21 protein-coding genes and 1 pseudogene are annotated in these 25,501 nt (G+C 64.7%); 14 read left to right on the top strand and 8 right to left on the bottom strand.

Annotated elements, in window-relative coordinates; genetic code table 11:
- The 6 genes from NA5_RS17265 to NA5_RS17240 form a co-directional block, all read left to right on the top strand.
- The coding region (locus NA5_RS17265) for an AAA family ATPase (RefSeq protein ID WP_062987232.1) at window positions 1-800 on the top strand (800 nt) is incomplete at its 5' end.
- Window positions 801-845: 45 nt separating this feature from the next.
- Window positions 846-2,546 carry a vWA domain-containing protein gene (locus NA5_RS17260; protein ID WP_062987171.1) on the top strand — a complete coding sequence of 567 codons (1,701 nt, stop codon included), beginning with the start codon at window positions 846-848 and terminating at the stop codon, window positions 2,544-2,546.
- 130 nt (window positions 2,547-2,676) lie between these two features.
- On the top strand, window positions 2,677-3,183 hold the full coding sequence (locus NA5_RS17255) for a hypothetical protein (protein ID WP_062987169.1): 507 nt from the start codon (window positions 2,677-2,679) through the stop codon (window positions 3,181-3,183).
- A 332-nt stretch (window positions 3,184-3,515) separates the two neighbouring features.
- Window positions 3,516-4,313, top strand: coding sequence for a prolipoprotein diacylglyceryl transferase (locus NA5_RS17250; protein WP_157110471.1), 798 nt, complete (start codon window positions 3,516-3,518; stop codon window positions 4,311-4,313).
- 115 nt (window positions 4,314-4,428) lie between these two features.
- Complete coding sequence (locus NA5_RS17245) at window positions 4,429-5,214, top strand: hypothetical protein (protein WP_062987165.1); 786 nt, start codon at window positions 4,429-4,431, stop codon at window positions 5,212-5,214.
- 276 nt (window positions 5,215-5,490) lie between these two features.
- A complete protein-coding gene (locus tag NA5_RS17240; RefSeq protein ID WP_062987163.1) occupies window positions 5,491-5,907 on the top strand; it encodes a hypothetical protein in 417 nt (138 codons plus the stop codon).
- A 425-nt stretch (window positions 5,908-6,332) separates the two neighbouring features.
- Here NA5_RS17240 and NA5_RS17235 read toward each other — a convergent pair whose 3' ends face one another.
- Both NA5_RS17235 and NA5_RS17230 read right to left on the bottom strand, forming a co-directional pair.
- Window positions 6,333-6,776, bottom strand: a complete 444-nt coding sequence (locus NA5_RS17235) for a nuclear transport factor 2 family protein (protein WP_062987161.1) — start codon at window positions 6,774-6,776, stop codon at window positions 6,333-6,335.
- Window positions 6,777-6,786: 10 nt separating this feature from the next.
- Window positions 6,787-8,388, bottom strand: coding sequence for an FAD-dependent monooxygenase (locus NA5_RS17230; protein ID WP_062987158.1), 1,602 nt, complete (start codon window positions 8,386-8,388; stop codon window positions 6,787-6,789).
- Between the two features lie 109 nt (window positions 8,389-8,497).
- Here NA5_RS17230 and NA5_RS17225 point away from each other — a divergent pair, with 109 nt between their 5' ends.
- A complete protein-coding gene (locus tag NA5_RS17225) occupies window positions 8,498-9,082 on the top strand; it encodes a TetR/AcrR family transcriptional regulator (RefSeq protein ID WP_062987157.1) in 585 nt (194 codons plus the stop codon).
- A gap of 438 nt (window positions 9,083-9,520) precedes the next feature.
- Here NA5_RS17225 and NA5_RS43210 read toward each other — a convergent pair.
- A pseudogene (locus tag NA5_RS43210) lies at window positions 9,521-9,652 on the bottom strand (IS110 family transposase); the annotation flags it as partial.
- 168 nt (window positions 9,653-9,820) lie between these two features.
- Window positions 9,821-13,138 (bottom strand): protein kinase domain-containing protein, encoded by a 3,318-nt coding sequence (locus tag NA5_RS17220; protein ID WP_062987155.1) that lies wholly within the window; start codon window positions 13,136-13,138, stop codon window positions 9,821-9,823.
- A gap of 371 nt (window positions 13,139-13,509) precedes the next feature.
- On the opposite strand from NA5_RS17220, the gene NA5_RS17215 reads away from it, so the two are divergent.
- Complete coding sequence (locus tag NA5_RS17215) at window positions 13,510-13,776, top strand: hypothetical protein (protein ID WP_157110470.1); 267 nt, start codon at window positions 13,510-13,512, stop codon at window positions 13,774-13,776.
- A gap of 260 nt (window positions 13,777-14,036) precedes the next feature.
- The gene (locus tag NA5_RS39310) at window positions 14,037-14,450 is read left to right on the top strand and encodes an FAD-dependent monooxygenase (RefSeq protein ID WP_084484201.1); all 414 of its coding nucleotides are present in this window, start codon (window positions 14,037-14,039) and stop codon (window positions 14,448-14,450) included.
- On the opposite strand, the gene NA5_RS17205 is transcribed toward NA5_RS39310, so the two are convergent.
- From NA5_RS17205 to NA5_RS17190, 4 genes are all read right to left on the bottom strand, one after another.
- Window positions 14,340-15,032, bottom strand: coding sequence for a TetR/AcrR family transcriptional regulator (locus NA5_RS17205; RefSeq protein WP_062987149.1), 693 nt, complete (start codon window positions 15,030-15,032; stop codon window positions 14,340-14,342). The two genes, NA5_RS39310 and NA5_RS17205, sit on opposite strands and share 111 nt — an antisense overlap.
- A gap of 114 nt (window positions 15,033-15,146) precedes the next feature.
- The gene (locus tag NA5_RS40465) at window positions 15,147-15,539 is read right to left on the bottom strand and encodes a hypothetical protein (protein WP_157110469.1); all 393 of its coding nucleotides are present in this window, start codon (window positions 15,537-15,539) and stop codon (window positions 15,147-15,149) included.
- Window positions 15,540-15,711: 172 nt separating this feature from the next.
- Window positions 15,712-17,151 (bottom strand): flavin-containing monooxygenase, encoded by a 1,440-nt coding sequence (locus NA5_RS17195; RefSeq protein ID WP_084484200.1) that lies wholly within the window; start codon window positions 17,149-17,151, stop codon window positions 15,712-15,714.
- A gap of 47 nt (window positions 17,152-17,198) precedes the next feature.
- The gene (locus tag NA5_RS17190) at window positions 17,199-18,014 is read right to left on the bottom strand and encodes an SDR family NAD(P)-dependent oxidoreductase (protein WP_063813435.1); all 816 of its coding nucleotides are present in this window, start codon (window positions 18,012-18,014) and stop codon (window positions 17,199-17,201) included.
- A gap of 335 nt (window positions 18,015-18,349) precedes the next feature.
- On the opposite strand from NA5_RS17190, the gene NA5_RS17185 reads away from it, so the two are divergent.
- The 5 genes from NA5_RS17185 (at window position 18,350) to NA5_RS17170 (ending at window position 25,366) form a co-directional block, all read left to right on the top strand.
- On the top strand, window positions 18,350-19,471 hold the full coding sequence (locus NA5_RS17185) for an AraC family transcriptional regulator (RefSeq protein WP_062987143.1): 1,122 nt from the start codon (window positions 18,350-18,352) through the stop codon (window positions 19,469-19,471).
- Window positions 19,472-19,833: 362 nt separating this feature from the next.
- Complete coding sequence (locus NA5_RS17180) at window positions 19,834-20,421, top strand: hypothetical protein (protein WP_062987141.1); 588 nt, start codon at window positions 19,834-19,836, stop codon at window positions 20,419-20,421.
- A 154-nt stretch (window positions 20,422-20,575) separates the two neighbouring features.
- The gene (locus NA5_RS41320) at window positions 20,576-20,815 is read left to right on the top strand and encodes a hypothetical protein (protein WP_169811316.1); all 240 of its coding nucleotides are present in this window, start codon (window positions 20,576-20,578) and stop codon (window positions 20,813-20,815) included.
- Window positions 20,816-21,334: 519 nt separating this feature from the next.
- A complete protein-coding gene (locus NA5_RS17175) occupies window positions 21,335-23,017 on the top strand; it encodes a glycosyltransferase family 2 protein (RefSeq protein WP_084484198.1) in 1,683 nt (560 codons plus the stop codon).
- A gap of 399 nt (window positions 23,018-23,416) precedes the next feature.
- Window positions 23,417-25,366, top strand: a complete 1,950-nt coding sequence (locus NA5_RS17170) for a terpene cyclase/mutase family protein (protein ID WP_169811315.1) — start codon at window positions 23,417-23,419, stop codon at window positions 25,364-25,366.
- Window positions 25,367-25,501: the final 135 nt, after the last annotated feature.

Here is a 25,501-nt window from a genome sequence, read left to right as displayed (position 1 = left end):
CGACGAGCGGGCCGGTGGCGCGTCCGAACGGGCTGATGTATCACCCGCGCAAACTCGCGGGTAGCGCTGATGTGGATGTGCTGCAAACGATGCGCGAGGCCGAGGTCCCGGTGCTGCTGTACGGGCCACCCGGAACGGGCAAAACGTCGTTGATCGAGGCTGCGTTCGGTGACCTGCTGACCGTGCAAGGCGATGGCGACACCACCGTCGCCGATTTCGTGGGCGAGTACACCCAAGCCCCCGACGGCACCTTCGTGTTCGTGCACGGGCCACTGGTGAGGGCGATGCGTGAGGGCCGGGTGCTGTTCGTCGACGACGCGACCCTGATCCCACCGACGGTGCTCTCGTGTGTGTATCCGGCGATGGACGGCCGCCGCGAGATCGTGATCAAAGCCAACGGCGGCGAGGTCATTAAAGCCGAGCCCGGGTTCTACATCTGCGCGGGCCACAACCCCGGCGTGCACGGGGCGATCCTGTCCGATGCGCTCGCCAGCCGGTTCGCGTTCCAGGTGCAGGTGTCCAGCGACTACGACCTCGCCGACAGCCTCGGGGTGAATCCGTTAGCGGTGCGGGTGGCCCGCAATCTGTCCACCCGCCAAACCAAAGGCGAGATCGGGTGGGCACCCCAACTGCGCGAGTTGCTGGCGTTCCAGAAGATCGCCACCGCCACCACCGCACTCACCGCCGCCGCCAACCTCATCGGCACCGCGCCCGAGGAAGACCGCGCCATCGTCGCCGAGGTCGTCAAAACCGTTTTCGGCACCACCGTCGAGCCCCTGTCCCTGGGCACCCGCCTCTGAAACCCACACCCCCGCACCACTATCGCCAGATAGGACACCCCCGCCATGACCACCGCCCCGCACGTGATCACCGCCCCCACCGCCCCGACCGCCGTACCACCCGCCCGTACCGGGTGGGAGACCCTGTCTGATGCGATGACCACTGAAACCCCAGCAATCGCCGACCGCGACGACCTCACCGTGGTCATCGCCCCCGGCGCGGCCGACGGGAACCTCGCAATGTTCGTGCCCGACCGTGCCGCCATCGCCATCGAGGGCGCGAACCTGGGCATCGATCCCGCCACCGCCCGCCCGTGGCGGCCCGCCGACCGCAACCGCTACGCCCCCACCTGGGGCGCGCTCACCCACGAATGCGCCCACGCCACCCACACCCGCTGGAGTCCACCACCAACCGCGCACCCGCAGAGCGCCGGGGCGGCACTGCTTTTGGAGGAGTCCCGCATCGAGGCCGCCCAACTACGCCGCCGCCCGAGCGACCGGCACTGGCTGCGCGCGAGCACCCGCGAGCTGGTCTTCGCCGACACCGGCGGCGAGCTGGCCACCACCCGGCTCGCGCCCACCCGCTACGCCGCCGCCCACACTGCGGCGCTCATGCTGGCCCGCATCGACGCAGGCGTACTCGACACCGACGAATGCGCACCCGCCACCACCGCCATCGAGGCCGTGCTCGGCCGCGACACCCTCCGGCAATTGCGAACCCTGTGGCGCATCGCGCACCGCCTGTCCGACACCAACACCACCGGCATGCTCGAACTCGGGCGACGCTGGGCCGAGATCGTCGGCCCCGAACCCCACACCACCCCGCAACCAGGCTCCCCGCTGGGCGAAGCTGTCACCGGCGCACTCGGGAACGTCGCGAAAAACGTTGCCGCGCACCAGCTCCCACCCGATCCCGCCGACCTCGCCGACCGGGCCGCGCGGGAGGAGGCCCGCCACACCGACCGCGCCGACACGACAGCGGCACACGTGTTCGGCAAACGCCCCCGCACCGGCCGGAGCACCGGACGCACCACCCGCGCCCCCCGCGACACCGAACGCGCCGCCGCACGGGTGCTGGCCCGCGCCCTGAATACCGCCAGCCAGCGCGAACGCGCGATCACCAAAACCACCTCCGCGCTGCCACCGGGCCGGATGCGGATGCGCGGCGTGCTGGCCCGCGATGCCCAGCGCGCCGCCGGGGCGATCCCGACCGCGCAACCGTTCACCCGCACCACCGCCAAACCCGTTCCCGTGCCACCACTGCGGATCGGGATCGCCTGCGACGTGTCAGGGTCGATGGACCGCTACACCGCCGAGGTGGCCTCCGCCGCCTGGATCATCGCCACCGCCGCGAAACTCGCGGCGATGCCCGCCGAAACAGCCACACTCACCTTCGGCAAGGAGGTGCTGCCGGTCACCTACCCAGGCACCGCCCCAGCGAAAGTGACCGACTTCGCCGCCACCGCCCTCTACGAGGCCATCGACACCGCCATCGACGCCCTCGACGGCGCACTCGGACTATCCCGGCCGCAGAACACCCGCCTACTGGTCATCATCTCCGACGGCCGCTTCCGTGACGAGCCCCGCACCGCCGCGCAGAAACGACTGGATCGATTGCGCGCCAACGGCTGCGCGGTGCTGTGGCTGACTCCGGACGAGGCACGGTCCAAACCGCTGACCGGCGCGACCGTGCACGAACTCACCAACCCCGCCGCCACCGCCGCCGCCATCGCCCGCGCCGCCGTGACCGCCGTCCGCACCGCATAACCCCGCGACCATGGCGCGGGGCAGCGAACCCCGCGCCACGGCAGTGGTCCGGCCGGTTCCGGTACCCGCTGAATCTACTTTCCCCGCAATCATTTTCGACAACCCACGCAATCCCGGAAGGAAACCCACGATGACCGACGACGACACGACACCCGCCCCCGCAACCACCGTCACCGTGCCCGGTACCGACTGCCCGATCCGGGTAGGTGACGAGGTCACACCCGCCGATCGGCCCGACCTACGAGGCACGGTCACCTATGTGTACCTCTACCACGGCACCCTCCAGTGCTGCGTGCGAACACCGGAAGGCGCGCGTGTTCTGACTCATCCGTGGCATCTGCTGCCCGCCGACGGCGGCAGCGAGCAATGGCACCAGCAGATGCGCGAACTACTCGCAGCCCAGCGCGCCCACGCGGCCGACCTCCTCGAGCGGCGGCATCACCAACTGGCCGACCGGGCCGAGGCACTCGCCCACCGGCTCGCGGCCCTGGCCACCACCCTGCGTCACGGGAACCTGCCCGACCTCGGCGACGACCCAGCCGAATTCGACGCCCGCGAACTCGACGCCGAACTCGACGAACTGCACGACCTGCACACCGACCTCACCACCGCCGACCTGATAACCGGCGACGACTGACCACAACCGCTTCACCTCCACCCCGCCACTGCGCTCCGCGCGGTGGCGGCTCATCTCGACGAGCCCTCGATCGCCCATCGCCTCGCTGGGAAATGCGGAAGAGTCGAATTCCTTTCGCAGTATTCGAATTCCGGCGACGGACGAGAAGAATTCGGGGCGCGATTCATTCTTTTCACGATCCGCTTGACATCGGCACGGGTATCGAGCGTCCATAGTGATGGGAACGACGTCGAAACCCCGGGGGATTTTCCCCGATACGGCGTGGTTTCCGTCCCGGCCGGGACATGACCGAAACATCCACCGAAATCCCGTAATTCATGGAGGGACCCGTCATGTCCGCACGAAAGAAAAACAAAAACACCACCACGCGCCCGGCACCTGGCAGCACCGACCCGACCACCACCGCCGCCGCCCCGGGCGGGGAACCAGTGGCAGGCGTGCCGGTGCTGCGCACCGACACCGACAAAGCGTTGTGGGCGGCGTTGGGCAACTATCCCGGATTCACCGCCGACGAGCTGGCCGGTGCGGCCGGGATCGCCGGTTCCACCACGCGACGCATCCTGTTGGGCTGGGAAACCGCTGGGACCGCCCGCTCCCACCGTGACCCCGACTCTCCCCGCTCGGCCAAAACCTGGACCACCACCGACCAGACCACCACCACGGCACCCGCCGAACCCGCTACCACTGAGGCGACGACCGAACCCGTTGCCGCTGACGTGACGGCACCCGTTACCGGCTCTGAGCCGTCTCAACCCGGCGCGACGGCACAGCCCGACAGTGACACCGCATCCGCCGACCCCGGGCCGGACACGGGGCAGCCGGAACTGGCCGTAGCCACCCCTACGGGCGAAGAACCCGCTGCCCCTGCCCCCGATGCCCCGGCCCCCGGTCCCGATGTGGCAGCGGCGCAGCCCGAGTCACCGGTGCGGCTGGCTTCGGGTGCGCTGCGGGGACAGGTGGAGGACTTCCTGCGCGATCACCCGGAGAAGGAATTCAGCCCTCACCAGATCGGCAAAGCGATCACCCGATCGAGCGGGGCGGTGCACAACGCACTGGTCAAGCTCACCGAAACCGGCGTCGCCACACAAACATCGGCCGCGCCGAAGAAGTTCCGCTTCGCCGCAACGTAACCGAGCGACACGCGTGGCATCGGGGGAGCTGAAACACCTGATGCCACGCGTGTCGCGCACATGCCCACCTCCATCGAATCGCATCGACCGATCCACCGATGACAGGAGACTCTCAATGACGAATTCCAGCCACTCGCCCGACGAGCAGGCGCGCGCCGAGTTGACCAAAAACGAACACGACGGCCAGGTGCTGATCGCTCACCTGGACGAGTCGTTCACCTACTTCGACACCGGAGAACGAGTGCAGGCCACCCGCGATATCCGCCTGCGGATCGTGCCGCCCACCGTGTGCGGCCATGACAACGGCACCATCTGCACGACATGCGCACCGTCATGGCAGCTCGACCACGACTTCGACGACCCGTTCCCGTTCCCGCGCACCCGACGGGTAACCATCCGCGAACTGATCGACACCGGACAACTCAAGCCGGGCCAGACCCTGACAATGCCCGATTCCAGCCTCTCGGCTGTCATCACCGCCGAAGGGCTGATGCTGCCCGACGGCCGTGTCTTCGACAACCCGTCGGCCGCCGCCAACGCGATCACGAACCCATCACCAACGCCTCCTCGAATGCTCCTGGCAGAGTTGACAACACCCGACGAACCGCCAATCAGCACACCGCCCGGTCGAGCCCCGGTCGCTCAGCCCGAGACACCGTCGCAGAGCTGGAATGTCGAACGGCTCAGCCACGACCCCGGCTGCCCCGACCGCGACCGAGTCGTCGTCGTGGCCATCGACGCCAGCAACGCCGAACAAGCCGAGCGACGAACGCTCGAATGGGCCAGACACCCCAGCAACCCACTCAGCGAGCACATCGACCACATCACGGCCAAAGCCATCGATCCCATAGGCCCGCACCGCTGGACGGTAGCCCTGGCCCCCAAAACCGATCAACGATGAATTCCACAACAGCCGAAACCACGAACGACACCCAGCACCTCTGCCACAGCCGCACGGCATCGCAAAACCCTCACACCGACACTGCGGCAACCGATCTCGCCACTCTCGCCACCGCTCACCAGAGCGGCGGGCACCCCAAGAAATTCGCCCTCGCCACCGCCTGGGGGCCCCTGCGCGGCCCGGGACCCAGGGAACTGGCCCCTCGGGTTCCGCGCACCGCACCCCGTCATCTCGTCCGATCTCGTTTGTCATTTCATGGAAAGGGCTCTACCAATCATGATCAACACTTCCACCCCGGCCATCGTCGCGGCGGCGCTGCATCAGGTGTTCGCATCATCGCGCCACGCCCCAGACAGTCTCGAGATGTGGCTGGCGGTCACCGCCGAGGCCACTCGCCAATTCACCGCCCCCGCCGAACCCGGTGTACCAGCACCGTGGGTTCCGGTGTTCGCCGTGTACCGCAACCAGCGCACCGACGCCCGTTACCACCCCGCCACCGCCGCCGTGCTGATCACCACGGGGCCGTTGACCGGTATCACCTACACCGACGCCGTCAGCGCGGCACGCGCGGTCACCACCGCGTACCCCGGCACCGACAATGACGACACGGTGGGGCCGGTGCCGACGTGGCGACTGAGTACCGACCACGGCCCGGACCCGCACGCGCAGCCGCGCGTCGCCGCCACCTGCTGAACTACTATCCCGCCCGCACCCTGAAGCGGCCGGTGGGGCTGAGCAGGCGATCTGCTCTGCCCCACCGGCCGCTTTGTCGATGCTGTTGTGTCCCTCTGCAACTGGACTACTCGGGCCGCTCAATGCTGCTGACACGCGACGACCTGACCGCGCTGCGGTCCAGTACCGATGTCGTGAACCTGCTGCATGACCGTCGTATGCAGCTCAAAGCACCACAACCTTCCCCGACCCGCAACCCGCACCCGCAACGCACCGCCGATGGTCTCGGGCTCAAGCCAACTCGCGTTCGACACACTATTTCCGGACTGAACAGGAGCGTCTTGTGTGGCTGGCCACCGTATCTGTCACCGCTTATGACGCCCTACTGATCGCAGCTGTCACCACGTTCGTTCGACCTGCTTTGCCTCGCCGTCTAGCCATCCGGGTCAGCTGGTGGACAGTTTGGTGCCAAAGTCAACCTTGACGGTGTGGATGCGCCAGCTGTCGCTGGTCCGCAGGTAGGTGATGTCGGTGCTCATGTAGACCGCGCGCGGATCGCCGGCCATCACCGAGGCCACCCACATCAGCCAGTGTGCTGTCGCGGTGTCGCCGTCGAGGACGATGATCGGGTTCACGAAGGCGTGCATCGAGAACTCCACGACCGAGGTAGCGGCGGGCAACGCGGCGAGGATCGCCTCGATACCGACGGTCACCTCGCCTTCATGGCTCTCCCATCTCGCGTCGGTGGCGAAAACTTGGGCGACGGCGTCGAGATCGACGGTCTTGCCGTTCCAGCCCTTGTTGATGGCGTCGGCGTAGCGCGCGGTCAGATCGCGGATCGCTTCGAGATCTTCCAGTCGCTGAATTCGCTGTTGCAGTGTGGCATTCATAGCTATCACCTCAATTTTCGGTGGAGTCGGCGCGGGTGGCCGCGGCGAGGGAGGCCAGGACCTGGGTCAGTTCCCGGGCGGGATCGTCTGGCGCGACGCGGGTCCGCCAGGCGATGTAGCCGTCGGGCCGGATCAGTGTGGTGCCGGTGGACTCGATGCCGTAGGCGTGCTCGAACGCCTCGTGGTCGTCGAACACGACGTCGGTTCCGGCCTGCTGGAAATCGATTCCGATGCCCAGCTGCGCAGTCGCCTGGGCGGCTGCGGCGGCCCAACACTCATCGGCTGAGAGCAGGACCCAGTCGCGTTCGATCAGATCGAGCGTGGAGCGCTTGTTGTCGCCGATGCGCACCCACTGGTGCGGGGCGCGGGTACCGGGCTGACCCGCCCACTGCTCGGGGAGTTGCGCGGTCGGCAAGCACGCGTCCGCACCCAGCACCGCAGCCGAGCGGTACAGCTGCCCCAACTCGATGGCCGAATCGTCGAGCACGGGGGTATCAGGGGTATCGACTTTCAAGAAGGCCTTGTAGTCGGCGCGAGCGAACAGTTGATCGTGACGCAGGTCTGCGGTTGGGCGGCGCTCGGCGTCGTAGGTGTTCAGCAGCCGCGGGTCCGACTCGCCCGAGAGCACCGCGGCCAGTTTCCAGGCCAGGTTGTGCACATCGTCGATGCCGGTGTTGGCGCCGTACCCGCCGCGGTTGGGCGGCAGTTGGTGCGCTGCGTCACCGGCGAGGAAGATTCGTCCCTGCGAGAAGCGGTCGGCGATCAGACCGGCCAGCTTCCACCGGCCGGTGGTGATGAGTTCGATGGGGATATCGGTACGGCCGATCGCGCGCTGCACCAGTTCGATCTGCTGGGCGGGGGTGCGTTCGACGTCATCGGAGAGCATCAGCACCCACCGGCCATCGGAGTAGGTGGTCAAGAACGCCGTGAAGTCGGGTTGCTCGATCTCGAATTGGACCACGCCGTGCTGCAGGTAGTCCTCGAGGGGGGCGCGGAACAAGATGCTGCGCTGCACCGACAGTGGGCCGACGCCGTGACGCTCGATCCCCAGGTTGGTGCGCACCGGGCTGTCCGCGCCGTCGGCGGCCACCACATAGCGGGCGCGCAGAGCGTACTGGTGGCCGTCGTCACGGCGGCGCAGCGTCGCGGTGACGCCGTCGTTGTCTTGCGCCAGGTCCAGGAGTTCGGTGCCAAGGCGCAAGTCGGCACCGTACTCGCGGGCTCGCTCACGCAGTAGCGGTTCGAGTTTGTCCTGGGTGATCGCGATCGCGTGGACCGGTGACTGGTCGGCGCCGTAGGAGCCCTTGCCGCCGGGGCTCCAGGGATATTCCTCCAACCAGGTGCCGCTGAGGCTCTCCACCCGGGCGCGCCGCGGCGGTTTCATGCCTTGCAGTGAGGTGGGCACCTCGACGCCGGTCTGACGGAAGTGCTCGATGGTGCGGGTGGTGAAACCGATCGCCCGGGGGTGCGGCGAGCTGCCGTAGTGCTTGTCGACCACCACGACGGGCACGCCCTGCCAGGACAGGAAAACCGCCGCGGACAGTCCGACGAGGCTTCCGCCGACGATGAGGACCGGTATCTGTTCGAGTTCGTTGACGCTCATTTCGATCATGCCCTTCCGAGGTCTCGCTGGAATATCCGCTCCAGAAAAACACAATCGACTAACAAGAGCAAGTGAATTAAGCATTTAACTCACTTGCGCTATCTGATAGCGTGGGTGCATGCCTCCTGAACCACTCGGACGCCGCGCCCGCAAGAACTCCCAGACCCGTCGCGCCCTCGCGGCCGCCGCCGAGCAGCTGTTTCTGGAGAAGGGCTACGACCAGGTCAGCGTGAAGGAGATCGCCGACGCGGTCGACATCTCGGTGCCGACGATGTTTCGCCACGTTCCCGACGGCAAAGAAGCCATGATGTTCGACGACGGTGTCGAACGTCTCGAGAGCCTGCTGACCGCGGTCACCCAACGCCCGGCCGGACAGTCACTGATGGCGGCGCTGCGCGAGTTCCTGCTGGGGCGGGGGCTGTTCCTCATCGATCCGCGCCCGGAGATCCGCCGTCGCACCGACCTGATCATGAGCACCCCCGCATTGCGCGAATACTCACGCCGATTGTGGATCCGGTGCGAGACGCCCTTGGCCGCTGCGATCGCCGCCGAGTTGGGCAGGCCACCCGAGGACATCACCGCCCGCGCTATCGCACGCTACGTCCTCGAGATTCCTCAATTCGTCGCCGACGAGCCCGATCCCCGCGCCGCCCTGGATGCGATCTTCGCCTTACTGGAACACGGCATGCACGGCATGAGCTGACGTCATGAGACCAATCTAGCCGCGCTGAAGGCAACCGGCGGGACTGTCTTCAATGCATCGTCGGGGCCGAGGCAGACACGGTCTATCCTTGTGTCTTCGACTCGAGATACACGCCAGTGAACCGCCGTCGGCGCCCCTTGCCCTCCGCCCTAACGATCTCCAGCACAGCTACCGCACACCACCGTGCCGCACGAATTTCGACCAAAAGATCACCATGCATCATTACCGTGGGCTGTCGGCCTTCACCACGCGGCTTGGCCACACCAAGGGTGACGCCCCGCAGACACCAGCTGCACCGTTGCTGCTGGTCGCCAGTCGGAGGTGCATGCGATGTCCTGCGTCGCGCTGATCGACCTTTCGGGTTGTTCGGGCAGCTGTCGAGATGCCGACCATGCACTGGCTGAGGCTGGAGATCTGATTCGATTCTCAGCACTCCTGGTGTCGATCCACAGCGCGGCGTAGTGCTCGACGCCGCGGGCCCGCGTCGCGGGCGTCGCTCTTGGCACCAGACACTGTGTGCCGGTCCCGGTAACGAGCGGCCCGGACCGAATTCACCGCGTAGACCGTGTGCGCACCCGTCGGCGACTACCGCAGGGAGACAACCACGTCCGGCAGGTCTCCTGAACTCGTTAGGTGCCCCCTCGATATTCGACCCTTGGCAAGCCAAGGTTATTCGGTTCAGAGCACCTTCCATCATTTCAGAGCTACTGGCGGCGTGTCTGGCGTGAATGGCCGAGGTCAGCGTCCTCGAGGGTGTGCCGATCGGCTCCGGTCGGCGACCCAGGCGGCGATCTGGGCGCGGTTGGTGAATCCGAGTTTGGTCAGGATGCGTTCGACGTGTCCGTCAGCGGTGCGCTGGGAGATGTGCAGGCGGGCGGCGATGGCTCTGTTGGTCAGGCCGTCTGCGACGAGGTCGGCCACCTCCCGCTCCCGGGTCGTCAGCTCGGACGGACCCGGACCGCGAGTCGCAGCCTGCGGTTGCTCGCCCAGGGCGTAGCCGATCGCGGCGTCGAGATCCATTGCGGCGCCTTCGTGATAGGCGGCATCGAAGGCTCGCTGCCCGAGCGTGCGACCGGCCTCTCGTTCGCAATCCTCGCGATGGACCACCAAGTTCGGGAAGAACACCACGGAGGCGCCCGTCAACTGGTGCAGTGCATTTGTGGCGCCCAGCAACACCGCGGCAAGGCGCGCGGTGCCGCCCTCGACTCCCAGAATCCACGCTAGTGTTTCCAGGGCTGTCGCGGCCATGAGCGGGTCTTTCTGCTGCCTGATCAGTTGCAGCCACTGCCGCAACTGCCGCAGCGCACCGTCGCGATCACCGTGGCGCCACGCGGCAACCACCGTGCCCCACAAGGCATATGACCGATGCATGTAATCGCCATATGCTTCGGTGATCGCAAGGGCCTTCTCGTGGTAGGAGAGAGCTGTTGCGCTGTCTCCCTCCAATTCGTGCATCCATCCCAGCCCGAGCAGGGCGAAGACCTGCCCGGAGACGTCGTCCTCCGCAGTGAACGACTCAAGGGCAGCTTCCAGGGGTGCGCGTGCTTGCGGTAGGTCGCCGCTGCGACCCACGTAGAGGCCGAGAGCTAGACCCACGAATCCGTGCACGATCGGTCGCTCGGTCTGTTCGGCCAGCTCCTGCATCTGTGCGACCAGGGCGGACGCCGCTGTGAGATCGTCCTGGACTACGGCCACCAGGACGGCACGCCACAACCCCTTGGCACGGACGGCGGTAGCGGTAGCGGGCCGCCTGGCGAGGGCGAGGTCCAGCCAGTGCCGCGCCTCACCGACCTGGCCTCGGGAGAACCAAAACGGTTGCAGCGCTGCCGCTATCGACAACGCGGCGTCGGATTCCGCTTCGGTGTCGGTCAGGCAGAAGTCCAATGCCTGGCGAAGGTTGGGTTGTTCGCGGTCGAGGCGGTCGATCCAGTCGAGTTGGCGGGGGCTGATCCAGTCGGTGTCGGCCTCCTCGGCGAGCTGCCGGTACCAGTCCACATGTCGGCGCCGTAGGTCCGTGTACTGGCCTGCTTTATCGAGTTTGTCGCGGCCGTAGTCGCGCACCGTCTCGAGCAGCCGGAACCGCACCGCCGGGACCGACTGTTCGCAGGTCAGGACGGACTTGTCGACCAGGCCGGTGATTACGTCGAGCAAGTCCGCCGCTGCGAGGTCATTCCGGCACACTTGTTCGGCGTCGTCGAGTTCGAAGTTGCCGGCGAACACCGACAGCTGGGCCCAGACTGCTTGCTCGGCCGAAGTGCACAGGGAGTAACTCCAGTCGATGCACCACCGCAGGGTCTGCTGTCGGCCGGGCGCGCTGCGGCTGCCGTGGGTCAGCAGTGCGTAGCGGTCGGTGAGCCGCTCCAGGATCTGTTCCGGTGACAGTGTCCGCAGCCGGGCCGTGGCCAGCTCGATCGCCAACGGCAGCCCGTCGAGGTGGCGGCAGATCTCGGTCACCGCGGCGAGGATGTCCTCGGTGAGCGCAAAGCCCGGCACTGCGGCGGCGGCACGTTCGACAAACAGAGCGACCGCGTCACAGCGGGCCGCACTTCGCAGCGAGTGCTGCCGATCTGGATCAGGAACGGTCAGTGGCCGCAACCGCAGTAAAGACTCACCGGCGACACCGAGAGGCTCGCGGCTTGTGGCGAGGATCCGAAGGCGCGGGCAAGCGCGCAGCAAGGTCTCCGAGACCTTCGCTGCCGCATCCACTATTTGTTCGCAGTTGTCGAGCACCAGCAGCAGCTGCCGTGGCGCGATGTAGTCGACCAGCACCTCGCGCACCGGCTGCCCTTGTGCGCGCAACCCTAGAGAGGCGGCGATCACCCCTTCCAGCAGCGCGCCGTCGTTCAGCTCCCCGAGTTCGACCATGCGCACCCCGTCGGCGAATTCTCGTTGCGCGCCGGTCGCCACTCGTAATGCCAGTCGGGTCTTGCCCACCCCACCGATCCCGGTCAAGGTCACCAGCCGGGAGCTCGCCAGCAGATTCTTTGCCTCGGTCAATTCGCTACGGCGGCCGACGAAGCTGGTCAGCTCGAGGGGAAACAGCCCGTTTGCGCTGTTGACCGACGAACCGAACGGCAAGGTTTCCCGCACCGGCGGGGGGCCGGTGGTCAGGGGAATCAAGGGAACCGGAGAGCCTTCTTGCCACTCGGCATCGGCTGCCGCCCGTACCGCCATCTCGTCGACCGGCCATCCGCGCGCGGCCTGCAGATGCTGCAGCTGCTCACCCACCGCCGCCGCGGAGGACCGCTGCTCGCGAGGGCGCGCCATGGCATGTTCGATCACCGTCGAAACGTCCTCGTCGATGCCCTGCTCGTGTAGATCAGGGACCGGCTGTGTGGTGACCCGCAGAAACTGGGCTACGACCTGTTCGCCGCTGCGCCGCTCGAACGCCGCGTGCCCGGTCAACGCGGCGAACAACGTCGCGCCGAGCCCGTAGACGTCGGCTGCGGGGGTGGGTGGCTCCCCGGCCAGCACCTCCGGCGCGGTGAACGCCGGCGAACCAGTAACCGTGCCGGTAATGGTCTGGAATTCGTCGGGGATGCGGGCGATTCCGAAGTCGGTCAGTGCCGGTTCACCGTAGTCGCTGATCAGGATGTTGGCGGGTTTGACATCGCGGTGCAGGATGCCGAGCCGGTGCGCGGCCTCGAGGGCCCCCGCAAGCTTCACCCCTAGCCGCACCGTCTCCGGTACCGACAGTGGACCGTGCCGGCGGATCCGGGCGTCGAGGGAGTCCTGCGGATAGTAGGGCATCACCAAATACGGCAGCCCGGACGTGATGGTGCCGACCTGCAACACTCCCACGATGTTCGGGTGCCCGGTCAGCCGGCCCATCGCCCGCTGCTCCCGAACGAACCGCTGCCGGTTCCCCTTCTCCCGGACAGCGGTGAGCACCTTGATCGCCACGGTCCGGTCCAGCTCCGCCTGGGTGCACCGATACACCACTCCAGACCCGCCGCGCCCGATCTCCTCAGCGTCTTTGAATCCTGCTTCTGCCAGTTCCACCGTGACCGCCGGGCTCACGGCGCGCTGCGTTTCCAGAGGGTCTACGTCGCCCATTCGCCGGTCCTACATCCGTGATGCTGGTCACGATACCACTCGGTCGGTTACGCTATTTCGCCCTGTGGTGATTGCTTTCTACGAGATCGGGACCGCCGCTTGGTCGCGGGAACGGGTCGGACCGGGCAGCTCGACCTCCCCGACACCCGGACATCACATCGGCAGGCGACGACTGTCCTCGCGCGGGCCCTGAGGACGGTGTCTGCGGGACCGGTGGCGATACGTATCGGCAGCCGTGACGCCCTGATGTGGTGGGGGCGGGTGGGTTTCGTTGAGCGAGCGCAGACCCCACCCGGACCTGGTGCCGTTTCTGTGCGAGGAAGCGTGTTCGTCGATCGTGTCCCTGATCCGTGCGGTCTTCGGACGCAACCTTGCCCGAAGCGGATCGAGTCGCTTATCTGCACCGGAATCGTCGAATCCCATTGGCGGCATTTCCGGTGCTCGATCTGTTTTGGTACCCGACCACCCGGATGGGGTGGGACTCTGAACTACTCGAACGACCGATACCGACGGCGAATCCGGCCCAGTTCGCGATCGCCGTCGATGCGGTTCGCCATCTGGCCGGTCCCGCGGACCTTCGCCCGGAGGCCGTGGTTGCAGTCGAGGCGGTGCTGCGGGAAACCTGCGACGGTCCGTGACGATGGCGCAGGTCGCCGAGAGGTTGACGATCAGCGAGCGCACCCTGCATCGGCGTCTCGCTGACGCCGAGGTGAGATTCAGCGAGATCCGCGACCTTCCGACGAGGGTGCTTACCGGTATGGGTGGGATCGTCGTCGGCACCAGCGCACAATCGAACGCTCGCCGGACCCGACGCGCCTCTCGCATTCAGCAGCGACTGGAGCAACTCCTCCTTGCTCGCGAAGGGTTGTAGAACGAGCCCGCGGCTCGGCAGGCGGCCATGAATCCGCAGGTCCACGTCTCGGGAGCCGGGCCGACCGCGTTCGCCCTCACCACCGCTCTGACGCGTCGCGGCATCGGGGTCCGCATTGTCGACGAGGCCGGGGAGTTCTCCGCCGGGTCGCGCGGGGACGGGTTGAGACCGCGCACCCTCGAGGTGTTCGACGATCTCGGGGTGCTCGACGCGGTGCTCGTACAGGGCGCATGTCGTGTCGACCCGTTATCAGCCGCACCGCTGTGGCAGGCCCTCGCACTGGCTGCTGGCGAGGACGCCCTCAGCGGGCGCGCCGTTGTGGCAGGCAGCTCACGGGGTGCTGGGCGGTGTGGTCGTGTCGATGGCCGAGAATTGTGGGGCTCCGGCGCGCTCGACCGGGAGTCGCTGCCTGTCGGCGTCGTCGGTGCGAGGTACGGCTAGCGAGACCACCGCTTCGGCCAGCGCCTGCACCGACGCGGTCGCTGCGGCGGTGTCTCGATCGGCCAGCCACGCGAACAGGGTTCCGTCCAGGGCGATGGCAACCATGCGTGCCAGTGCTTGTTCGGGAACTCGCCATTGCACGTCGAAGCGTTCGCTCCCCAGTCGCAGGAACATCGCGGCGATATCGGTGTACAAGCGGTATTGCCAGCGGCCGAGCTCTCCGGGGTTGGTGGTGGAACGGATGTCCTGCACCGTCAACTCGTACAGCACCGCCTGCCGGCCGGGATCGCTCATCCCAGCACTCAGCATCCGCTCCATCCCGGTCGACACCGCTGTGCGCAACGAATCCGAGGAAATCTCCAAACCCTCCAGGACCGTAGTCTGCGACTGCAGCACCGATTCGGTCAGGTCCTGCAGAAGTTCCTCCTTGGATCTGAACGCGTAGTGAAACGCGCTTTGCGCCATCCCTGCCTCCGCGCAGATCGCGCGGGTTGTCGCTGCGGCGACTCCGTCGCGGGCCATCACCGCAAACGCAGCGTCCACCAACCGACGCCGCCGCTCATCGGACTTCAACCGTGCCACAGCAGACTGCCTCCGCGACGTTGTGCCAGGCTCGAGACCCAGCCTCCGTGCACACCACCATACCGGGTCAGTTGACCCAGTCAGCCGTGAGTGGCCGTGAGCGCCATAGCGGGCTTATCGGACGGTCTTGACTTTCATCACCGACAATCCGCCGAGTGTGACGAAGCCGGCGGCAAGGATATACAGCCCGGAGAATCCACCGCCGAGTTCGATCACCCAGGCGCCGACGAGCGGGCCCAGAGCCTGGGGGAGAGCCATCGCGATGTTCATGACGCCGAGTTCTTGACCGTTGTGTTCGCCATCGGGGAGGACGTCGGCGGCGAGTGCCTGATCGATCGACATGAAGCAGCCGAAACGAGCCGAAACCAGCACCGGTGATCGCACTGGCGATCGTTGCGCCCCAGAACCTTCCGGTGGCGAGGATGACGATGGCGGAGATGGTCTGTAGTAGAGCGGCACTGTCAAACTGCCCCAAGCGGGATGTAAGCCGAAGATCATCGAGGCCACGAGCGGCATACAACCGTGGATCCCGCTCGGACGGCGATCCACGGCGCCTCGGCAGTCAACAGCTATCCTGGGCCGACTCGGTTGACGATCCGTGTGGTGGCGTGCCATGAGCACCGGCTCATCCCGCGCGACTGCGGTGGCGCAGCCACACAGTGCTGTGGCTGCTGTCCGGTCAGCGTGCCGCTACCTGCACCTGCTGAGGCTGGGCCAGATGATCAGCGAAGTGGGGTGTCAGAGCGGTCCAGCCGATCTGCTTACGCACTCGTTTGATGACCTTCTTGAACGACTTCGCGTCCACGTATCCAGCATGGCGGGCCGACTTGACGAGGTGCAGACCGCCGCTGAGGTCGGGACGGTCGGTGGCGATCAGGCGGTCGAACTGCGCAGCCCTCTGTGGCTGGGTCGTCTGGTCACGCAGATACTGGGCGACGATGTTGGAGATGTTGTCGAACAACGTGTAAGCACTCGAGTTGGTTTCGAGATAGCCAAGGGTGAACAGGTTGCGGTGCTCACGGTTGAACGCCGTCAGGTACTGCGCCGGCCGGTCGCCGTTCCAGGCGAACAGGTCCGCGTTCACATACGGGATGCGCATCTCGTAGCCCGTCGCGTACAGCACCAGGTCGATCTTCTCGCGGGACCCGTCGGTGAACACGACGTCCGGACCGTCGAAGCGTTCGATATCGGGTTTGACAGCGATGTCGGCATGCTGGAGATGGTGCAGCAGTTGGCTGTTGAGCAGCGGATGGCTCTCGAGCAGCTTGTGATCGGGTTTGGGCAGACCCCATCGGGTCACGTCGCCGACGATCAGTCGCAGTAGCGCGGTCACCACCGGGCGTTCGAGCCATCGCGGAATCGTGAAACTGGTGTCGTCGAACTGGTCGGCGGGCACGCCGAACACATGCTTGGGGATGATGTGGTAGCCGCGGCGAACGCTGATGAACGCCGCATCCGCAGCTTGGGCCGCGTCGCAGGCGATGTCGGCGCCGGAATTGCCCAGACCGACGACCAGCACACGTTTACCAGCGAATTCGGAGGCTCGACGGTAGGTCACCGCATGACGGACCTCGCCGTCGAAGGTTCCCGGATGGGTCGGGATACGCGGATTCCAGTTGGTGCCCGTCGCGCAGATCACCCCCCGGTAGCGACGCTGCTGGCCGTCGGCGAGGGTCAGCACCCAGTGGTCGCCCTCGGGGGTGGCCGCCACGACCGCGGTGTCGAACGAGATGGCCTGTCGCAGATCGAAGGTGTCGGCGAAGCTGCGGGTGTAGGCCAGGATCTGCGGGCGGCTGGGATAGTCGCCGAAATACTTCGGCATTGGGAAGTCGTAGAAGCCCGAGAGGTCGCGTGAGGAGATGAAGTGCGCCGACTCGTACATCGGTGTTCCCGGATTGTCGATATCCCAGATCCCGCCCACGTCGGAATGACGTTCGAACTGGTCGTATTCGACGCCGTAGTGGCGCAGCATGCGGGCCATGCTCAACCCGGCCGGACCAGCGCCCACGATGGCGACAGCATCGCCGCGGTCGACGAGTACCTCGGCAGCCTGCCGAGTCTCCTTGGTTCCGTTGGCCTCGGCCGTGGAGCGGGTTGCGGTCTTGTTTTCCTTGGTCATGGGTTCTCCGATGGTCGGGTAAAAGATCTGATCGTGACGAACGGGGGTCAGGCGCCGATGCGGGCGAGGTAGCGTTGGCGGCCTTTCTCCCCGATCCAGTTGGCGGCGGGCAGCATCAGCGGGACCAGCCGTGGCATGGACTGCGCCAAACGGGTGAGGATCCCATCGGAGGCCGGGACGAAGATCTCCAAGCGGCCGGTACGCAGGGCTTTGTCCACCGCGTCGGCGACATCGCCGGGGGAGGAGATCGTGCCGACGAAGTTGAGAAGGCTGCCGCCGCGGGTCGCCTCGTGCCGCAGCATCGGAGTGTCCACCGCGCTCGGGTACACGCCTCCGACCGTGACCCCGCTGCCTCGAAGCTCCAGATGCAGTGCAGCCAGGAACCCACGCAGCCCGGCCTTGGCCGCCGAATACGTTGCGCTGCCCGGCAGGGCGAGTACCGCTCCTTGCGACACGGTCGCCACAATGTGCCCGCTACCGCGCTTTGTCATCGCGATCGCCGTCGAGCGGGCCAGCTTGATCGCCGACACCAGCATGATCTGCAATTGCAGGTCGACCCGTTCAGGCGAGGTGTCCACGACATCTTCGGGAACGACGATGCCGGCGTTGAGGAAACACACCTCCAACCCGCTGGCCCACTCGTTCTCGATACGCGCCGACAACGCCGCGACGGCGGCACCATCGGCCAGATCGCACGCCACCGCCACCGCTCCCGCTCCGATCTGTTCAGCGGCCTGCTCGGCCAGCATCTGGTCTCGTTCTGCGGCGAGAACTACATGACCACGGGACGCAAGTCGCCGCGCGACCTCCAACCCGATACCACCTGCAGCGCCGGTGACCAGCGCATATGTCTTATCCCTCATGCTTCTCCTGAGCCTCTAACCTTTTCGGTTAACTGACTTGGTCAAGCGACCCAAGTACGCGTTCAGAGTAGATGGCGCGCACGATGCCGCCCAGAGAATTCGTGTTACAGTTCGGTCAACTGACCTGTTCTTCCGACCGGGTCGGCTGCCCAAAACTGATGGCCCGCCACAAGCGGGTACAGGCCGCGGATGCGTGCACCCAAGCCACGTCCCGGTTGGGCCAGTGCGATGCCGCCGTATGCCGTCGGCTCTGCTGCCCGCCGTCCGTCGCTCTGCCCGCCGCGGCCCGCGGCGGGCAGAGCCCGCCATACTCTTCTGATCACCGGGTGACGCCTATGGTTTTGCGCCAATCGCACGCCGACACAAACGATGGCCGGCGCCGCGCCGACGACCCGGCCCTGCAGGAGGCGCGAATCCCGCCGAATGTGCTGCTGGGCGTATTCGATCTCGCCGACCATCGCGGCGTGGCCTGCGAATCGTGGCTTGACGGGATCGGTCTGACTCGCGAGCAGTTGACGCTGCCCGAGACCCGGGTGTCGTTTCGTCAGGCAACGGCCATCCTGCAGCGCGCCCTGCGAGGGTTGGAGCCCGGGCCCATCGGCATCCAGGTCGGTAGCCGTGATGTGTTCGTGTCTTGGGGGCTGACCGGCTTTGCCCTGCGCGCGGCGGCTTCCGTCGGCCAGGCCGTGTCGCTTGGGTTGGACCTGCACCAGGCTGCGGGCAGCCTGCTCGACTACGAATTCGAATCAGGCGCAACAGAATTCGCGCTGCGGCTCGCCGAGCGCAGCCCCAACCCGGAACTGCTGGCCTTCCTCTGCGAGGAATCGTGCACATCGATACTCGTGTTGGCTCGGTCGATATTCGGCAATCAGATGACACCGACTCGGCTCGAATTCGCCTACCCACGGCCCGTATACGCCGAGGCCTACAACCGAGTCTTCCGCTGCCCCATCCGATTCAACGCAGGCGCCACCCGCGTCTACTTCGATGCCGCCCTGTTGAATCGGCCGCTGCCCACCGCCAACCCCGCTCAAATCGGGTTGGCCGTCGACGCGGCCCGCCATCTCGCCGACCCCGAACGATCCCGCCACGACATCGTCACCACGGTGGAGGCCGTTCTGCGGCAGAATCTGCGACGACCGATCACCGCGGCATTCATCGCCGAGCACTTGAGAATCAGCGAGCGCACCCTGCACCGGCGGCTCGCCGAGGCCGGTGAGAAATTCGGCGAAATTCGCGATCGAGTACGCACATATCGCGCTCGAATTCTGCTGCGTGAATCGGACATGCCTTTGACGGCCATCGCCATCGAAGTCGGATTCAGCGACCGCCGAGAATTCCGGCGCGCCTATCAGCGCTGGACAGGCCGAAGCCCCAGCGCCGAACGAGCCGCTGCTACGGCGGCAATGGAAAACTCACCGCACCGCGGTGGTGGAATTTCGCCAATCTCGTTCTAACAGGCTGGCCGCGCTCGGCGATGCCGCCGCCCGGGTACGCCGGCGGCATACCCGTCGCCGCGCGGCAAAATAATGCCAGTGGCATTCGAATCGAAGGATCTACCTGCAGAAATAGACCTGCGGTTCGAGTTGTGACGCAGATGCCCCCCGTGCTGACAGAAATCCCCCTATGCCTGTCGGGTGAGTGCTGATTGAATCTCGCCACAGCCGGAGTTCGAAGACCGGATCCGCTCGAGGGCACGACACCGATACCCCTCACAACAAAGCCTCAGATCTTATCCAGTCGCATGCGGCTTTCGCGGATCACCACGTCTCACGGCTCATCGAAAATGTAACAGAATTTTACACAAGGGAAATGTCTCGTGCATCACACATCCCGCACTCGTCTCGCAGTCGCAACCACCGCCATCGCGATCGCGGTACTGGCCGGTGAAAACACGATCACCGCCACCAATGCCTCGGCCGAATCTCCGCTGTCCCCGGCCGCCACGGCGACAGCCGCAACCCCGGACCAGGTTGCACCCCAGACCGCCGTCGACACTCGGGTTGCCGCAGCTCTCGACGCCCCTGACACCGGTATCGCCCTTCGCCCACAGCCAGACATCGCGGTTGTGCCCGACCAGCCGCAGTCGGCGGTGGCCACTGCAACCGACATCGACGGACAAACCGATATCAACAACGCGCTCAATCAGGCCGCCAATGAGTTCATGCTGGCCGCCACCGTGGGCACCATGGTCGGCGGTGTCGTCGGACTCGTTGGCGGCTGCGCAGTCGGTGCAGTTGTCGGCGCAATCGGGGGCTGCATACCGGGACTGGCTCTGGGCGCGGCGGTGGGACCCATCCTCGGCGCGGTGATCCTCGGCGTTCCTGCCGCCATCGTCGCGCTGGCCCAGGCCTACAGCACCCTGCACGCCGCAGGAGAGATCAGCGCGCCGCTGCCCACTCACTGACCGGCATCGTGCGGTCGAACCCACACTCGCACAGCGCTTCCTATGACAGCCGGGGTACACGGTTCGGGTGGGGGAGCTTCACCGCTCTCATACCCGAGCTGCTGTGCTGGGCAACCGAATTCGGGACGCCCATTCCGCTCGACCGAAAGCCAGCATGAACGACACCAACACCTCAGCCGCGGACAGTGCCACGGCCCCGATCTGCGGCAGCCCTGCGCGACAAGTCAGCCACGGCTGGATCGCTGCCTTCGCCCTTGCACGGCTGGGAATCTGGATGGCGCAGTTGACGTCGTTCCAGCTGATCCTGCCCTCTCAACTCAACACCAGCCTTGGCATAGGAACCGTTCTGCGCCAAGATAATTGGCAACGCAGGGTATGTGCTGGTCGATGGTGATCATCGGTTTCAGCATCGCTTGCGCGTCGCTGACCGCAATGATTGGCGACCAGGTGCCCACATCGCAGCGCGGCGTCGTATCCAGCTGGATTTCTGCACCTCAGGTCAGACATGCGGGTGTTCGGCTTCGACGGTCTGGTCGACCTCTTTCATCTCGGTGTTCTCGTCCTATTCGGCCTGACCTGCTGGCAGCTTGCAGTGCGGCGGATGGAGCGCAGACCGGTCGACTGAACCCAAATGCATCGACCATATTCGAGGCGGTCGGTGAGGTCAGGAAAGGAAATATCCTGCGAGCTGAGATGATGTGACTGGCGAAGGTGACCACGTCCCCCCAAGTTCGATCGTAGCGGTAGAGCAGGTTCAGCCCGCCTTTGTAGCCGAGAGCCTCGATCTCCAGGATGAGCTGCATCCGCAATAGATACCGATCGCGTTAAAGATCAGTTATGAGTTGAACCCATTCTGCGCGCAGAATGCCGATTTCTTCGAAATCAAGTTTGTAAATGCAAAACTGGAGGGGCGATGAGCTTCAACGTATGGATTAGTGCTGGGCTGGTCGAGACGTCGATTGCCCATTTGGTGAGTATCGGATTTCTAGCTTCAAGCTGGCGTAGGCCGATGACGCGACGGCCATCTCTGATGGCGATACCGGTATCGCACGGAGTCGGCGCCGCAACTGCATGTGTGTTGGGTTGCGATTGGTTTACTGCGGCGGCGATCGCGACCATCGGGATGGCGGCGACCGCGCTCGCGATTCTAAGATGGTCACAGTTTCGAGTGGTTGGAATGGCGGTATGGATTTCTTTTCTTTTGATGATTGTCAGTCAGATCCTATGGGTAACGCGCTTTTTGATCTTATCGCACACCAACATGGTGACATGGTTGCTACTGATAGTCATGGCTGTGGCGGGTTTGATAGTTCTTCCGGCTCATATTATTAATGTCTTCGAGCATTGGGAGGTTCTGCTCCGGCAGCAGTGGACCAGGCGGGCCGAGCCGCTTGCAGGTTGGAAACCAGATAATCGGCCATCAAGGGTCTCGATTCGTGTTCCGACGCATGCTGAGCCGCCAGATTTGGTAATCGAGACCCTAAACGTGTTGTCGCAGTTGCGATACGCGGCCTTCGAGGTATTGGTGATCGACAACAATACAGCGGACGAGACGTTGTGGCGGCCGGTTGAGGAGCATTGCCGTCGTCTCGGGCCCAAGTTCCGCTTCCTGCACGTCATGGGTATAACCGGCGCGAAAGCCGGTGCACTGAACTGGGCTCTGCAGCGCACGGATCCGACTGCCGAGCTTGTTGCGGTGGTGGATGCCGACTACCACGTTGATCCAGATTGGCTGAAGCACACGGTCGGCTTTTTTGATGATCCGGAGATGGGATTCGTTCAATGTCCGCACGCCTATCGTGACTACAGCGACTCAGTATTCGGGAGAATGGCCAACACCGAGTATGCGATGTTCTTTCAAACGTCCATGGTGTCGTTGGATGAACATGGTGCCGGTTTGACTGTGGGAACCATGTCACTAATTCGCCGCAACGCGCTACTGGAGGCCGGAGGCTGGGCCGAGTGGTGTCTGACCGAAGATTCCGAACTGGCCATCCGCATTCATGCCCTCGGGTACCGATCCGTCTATTTGACAAAGGCCTATGGCAGGGGGCTGATCCCAGAGACATACGCGTGCTACAAGAAGCAGCGGTTCCGGTGGACCTATGGTCCAGTGCAGGAGTTTCGGACACATTGGCGACTGTTTGTACCTGGTCCAGCGAGGTTTCCCTCTGCACTCACGGTCCGCCAGCGGATGCACCACGCGGTACATGGGTTGTCCATAGGACTGGCGGGCCTTCAACTGGTACTCATCGCGCTCTCGATAGCCTTGGTCGCCGCGGCCGCCTGGAATCAGGACTCGCTCCCTCTTCTAGTACCGGCCTGGACCGCCCTAATTGCTATGGCGGCGTCGCGGAAGGCCATGCGGGCGCTGACCTATCGTCATGTGCTTCACTCGACCTGGCGGCAAGCGGTCGGTGGGGAGATCGCCACCGCCGCGCTGACCTGCGTGATCGCTGTCGCTGCTTTTGCCGCTGACATCGGATTACCTGCACATTGGCAGCGCACCAACAAGTTCCGCTCGTTGCCTTCCGGCTTGGGCGCGCTGCGCGTAGCCGCCGCGAGACCGTTTTGGGCACTATTTCTTTGTCGGTAGGCATCGGCGCCATCATCGTGGCATCGCCTGGGCTAACGCTCGCTATCGCCATAGGACTCATCAGCTACAGCATGTTTTTTCTGGCTTCTCCGGTGATCGCGGTGATAGCTGACCGGGATCTGCGGCGGAAATCAATCTCCGACAGCCGGCATTCACATACCGAATCCGTCAGTCGAGTAGTAGATGCAACTTAAAGAGAAGGGGTGTCGTGGACACGCCACAACCTCATGCAACCCGGCAGCTGTATAGGCGCACGGATCGGCAGAAACGATTGAGCAGAGCGATTGATCGCGCAACCACTGATCGATGCTGGGCGGCGGTCAGGTACCAGTCGGGGAGTGTTTTTGCGGCGAACCCCAGGACATCGGTGAGGAGTCGACGGTTATGAATCCTGCGAGGTTGGAGGATTTGGCAGCCGAAGCGCTGCGAAGGGCCATCGACAATCTGGAGAGGCGTCAGGAACCAGATGGCAGCTGGCGCGGTCACTATGGTGGTCCGGCATTCCTGCTGCCGATGTACGTGGTGTTGTGCCAGATTTCCGGGTACCGCCTGCCTATCGATAGAGTTGCACGTATCCGCAGGCATCTAATGTCCACCGTCAACTCCGATGGCAGCATAGGGTTGTATGAGGGCGGTGCTGGAACGGTTTTCACCTCTGTCATTGGGTACGTTGCACTGCGCATCCTGGGTGAAGACGTGCGAGAACCCACAGTCGTGCGACTGCGCGAGTGGATCCATGAGAACGGCACTCCGCTACGCTCGGCGTCCTGGGGAAAATTCTCGCTGTGCTTGTTGGGCCTGTACGACTACGAGGGAATTCATCCTCTCCCACCCGAGGTCTGGCTCCTGCCGTACTCGTCACTCCTCCACCCCCGCCGGACGTTTTGCCAAGCACGGCAGGTGGCCCTACCCATGTCCTGGCTGTATGGGATGCGCAAGCATGGGCCGCTCGATAAGACAATTCAGGAACTGCGGGAAGAGCTGTACCCCCAAGGCTACGATCAGATCGACTGGAGAAAGCATCGGTCTAGTATCGCAGCAACGGACAACTATCGGCCGGTGACCCGTATCTTCCGTGCAACCGCCGCGGTCCAGCAACTGTTCGAGAAGTGCGTGCCGAGCTTTCTGAGAAAGAAGGCGCTGGACGTGATCGTGGAGCACATTCAGTATGAGGACCGCGTGACGTCGGGCTTAGGCCTCGGCCCGGTCGACGCCATACTGAACGCTTTGGTACATCACTTTCGAGATCCGGGTGGCCAAGAATTTGCGACGGGAATGGTGATGCTGAACGAATATCTCTGGGAGACCGAAGACACTACCAGCATGCAAGGCTACAGCTCGGCGCAATTGTGGGACACTGCATTCTCGCTGCAGGCGCTCAACGCTGCCGGGTCCGTCGATGCCTCGTATTCCAACAGCCGGATGATCGCATCGGCGTTCCGGTTCGTCGACGAGAATCAGATCCTCGAAGACCCGCCCTACCACCGCAAGTACTACAGAGAGCTCTCCCGAGGCAGCTGGCCGTTCTCGGTCGGCCGACAAGGCTGGCCGGTGGCCGACTGCACAGCTGAGGGTTTCAAAGCCGCACTGATTGGTGAGGATCTCGGTCTCGAACCGAGTATCGGCGAAGAGAGGCTGTTCGCTGCTGTCCGTCTGTTGCTGTCCTGGCAAAACCCCGACGGTGGCTGGGCAAGTTATGAGCCTATCCGGGGGCCGAGATGGCTGGAATGGTTCAATCCGACCCAGGTCTTCGATGACGTAGTTATCGAACGCACATACGTGGAGTGCACGAGCTCGGTTCTCCAAGCCTTCGCCCTCGCCGGGACGCACTTTCCTCATATAGCAGAGTCCCTGGAACGACCGATCACCGCCGGTCGACAATATCTGCTCGACTCGCAGCGGAACGATGGCAGCTTCGAAGGTTGTTGGGGGGTCTGCTTCACCTACGGCACCTGGTTCGGCGTCTGGGGTCTCCTCGCGGCAGGAGTGCCTGTTGGACACCAAAGCATCGAACGAGCTTGCGCATTTCTGTTGTCTATCCAGCAGGACGACAATGGTTGGGGGGAGGCTCCGGAGAGCTGCATCAGCAGGCGGTATGTGCCGTCGCAGGGAAGCCAGGTGGTGATGACCGCCTGGGCGTTGCTGGCTCTGATACGGGCTGGTTACTCCGCCCACCCAGGGGTTAGGAATGGCATCCGCTTTCTGATCGAGCGCCAGCACGGCGACGGTCATTTTATGCGCGAGGGCTACAACGGAGTCTTCGGTCGGACCACGATGCTTAACTACGACAACTTTCGGCACTATTTCCCATTGTGGGCATTCGCGGAGTGGTTGCGCGCCAATAATTGATCAAATGGAAGTGATATTTCTTCCACATTTAGTGAGCCTTTTTCATCCTGACTGAAGGAGGCTGTGCCTCAGTGTGATTGGTATGGCGTGTCAGTGTGAGGATGGGCGAAGCCCCTGGTAAATCAGCTGTCGACC

Origin of the sequence: Nocardia anaemiae NBRC 100462 (assembly GCF_001612725.1) — a bacterium.
Lineage (GTDB): Bacteria > Actinomycetota > Actinomycetes > Mycobacteriales > Mycobacteriaceae > Nocardia > Nocardia anaemiae.
This window is presented reverse-complemented; position numbering and strand designations above follow the sequence as displayed.

Excerpts from the sequence above, each read along its gene's own strand:
- NA5_RS17260 (WP_062987171.1), top strand. The coding sequence starts at position 846 with ATGACCACCGCCCCGCACGTGATCACCGCCCCCACCGCCCCGACCGCC.
- NA5_RS17255 (WP_062987169.1), top strand. The coding sequence starts at position 2,677 with ATGACCGACGACGACACGACACCCGCCCCCGCAACCACCGTCACCGTG.
- NA5_RS17250 (WP_157110471.1), top strand. The coding sequence starts at position 3,516 with ATGTCCGCACGAAAGAAAAACAAAAACACCACCACGCGCCCGGCACCT.
- NA5_RS17245 (WP_062987165.1), top strand. The coding sequence starts at position 4,429 with ATGACGAATTCCAGCCACTCGCCCGACGAGCAGGCGCGCGCCGAGTTG.
- NA5_RS17240 (WP_062987163.1), top strand. The coding sequence starts at position 5,491 with ATGATCAACACTTCCACCCCGGCCATCGTCGCGGCGGCGCTGCATCAG.
- NA5_RS17235 (WP_062987161.1), bottom strand. The coding sequence starts at position 6,776 with ATGAATGCCACACTGCAACAGCGAATTCAGCGACTGGAAGATCTCGAA.
- NA5_RS17230 (WP_062987158.1), bottom strand. The coding sequence starts at position 8,388 with ATGATCGAAATGAGCGTCAACGAACTCGAACAGATACCGGTCCTCATC.
- NA5_RS17225 (WP_062987157.1), top strand. The coding sequence starts at position 8,498 with ATGCCTCCTGAACCACTCGGACGCCGCGCCCGCAAGAACTCCCAGACC.
- NA5_RS17220 (WP_062987155.1), bottom strand. The coding sequence starts at position 13,138 with ATGGGCGACGTAGACCCTCTGGAAACGCAGCGCGCCGTGAGCCCGGCG.
- NA5_RS39310 (WP_084484201.1), top strand. The coding sequence starts at position 14,037 with ATGAATCCGCAGGTCCACGTCTCGGGAGCCGGGCCGACCGCGTTCGCC.
- NA5_RS17195 (WP_084484200.1), bottom strand. The coding sequence starts at position 17,151 with ATGACCAAGGAAAACAAGACCGCAACCCGCTCCACGGCCGAGGCCAAC.
- NA5_RS17190 (WP_063813435.1), bottom strand. The coding sequence starts at position 18,014 with ATGAGGGATAAGACATATGCGCTGGTCACCGGCGCTGCAGGTGGTATC.
- NA5_RS17185 (WP_062987143.1), top strand. The coding sequence starts at position 18,350 with ATGGTTTTGCGCCAATCGCACGCCGACACAAACGATGGCCGGCGCCGC.
- NA5_RS41320 (WP_169811316.1), top strand. The coding sequence starts at position 20,576 with ATGAACGACACCAACACCTCAGCCGCGGACAGTGCCACGGCCCCGATC.
- NA5_RS17175 (WP_084484198.1), top strand. The coding sequence starts at position 21,335 with ATGAGCTTCAACGTATGGATTAGTGCTGGGCTGGTCGAGACGTCGATT.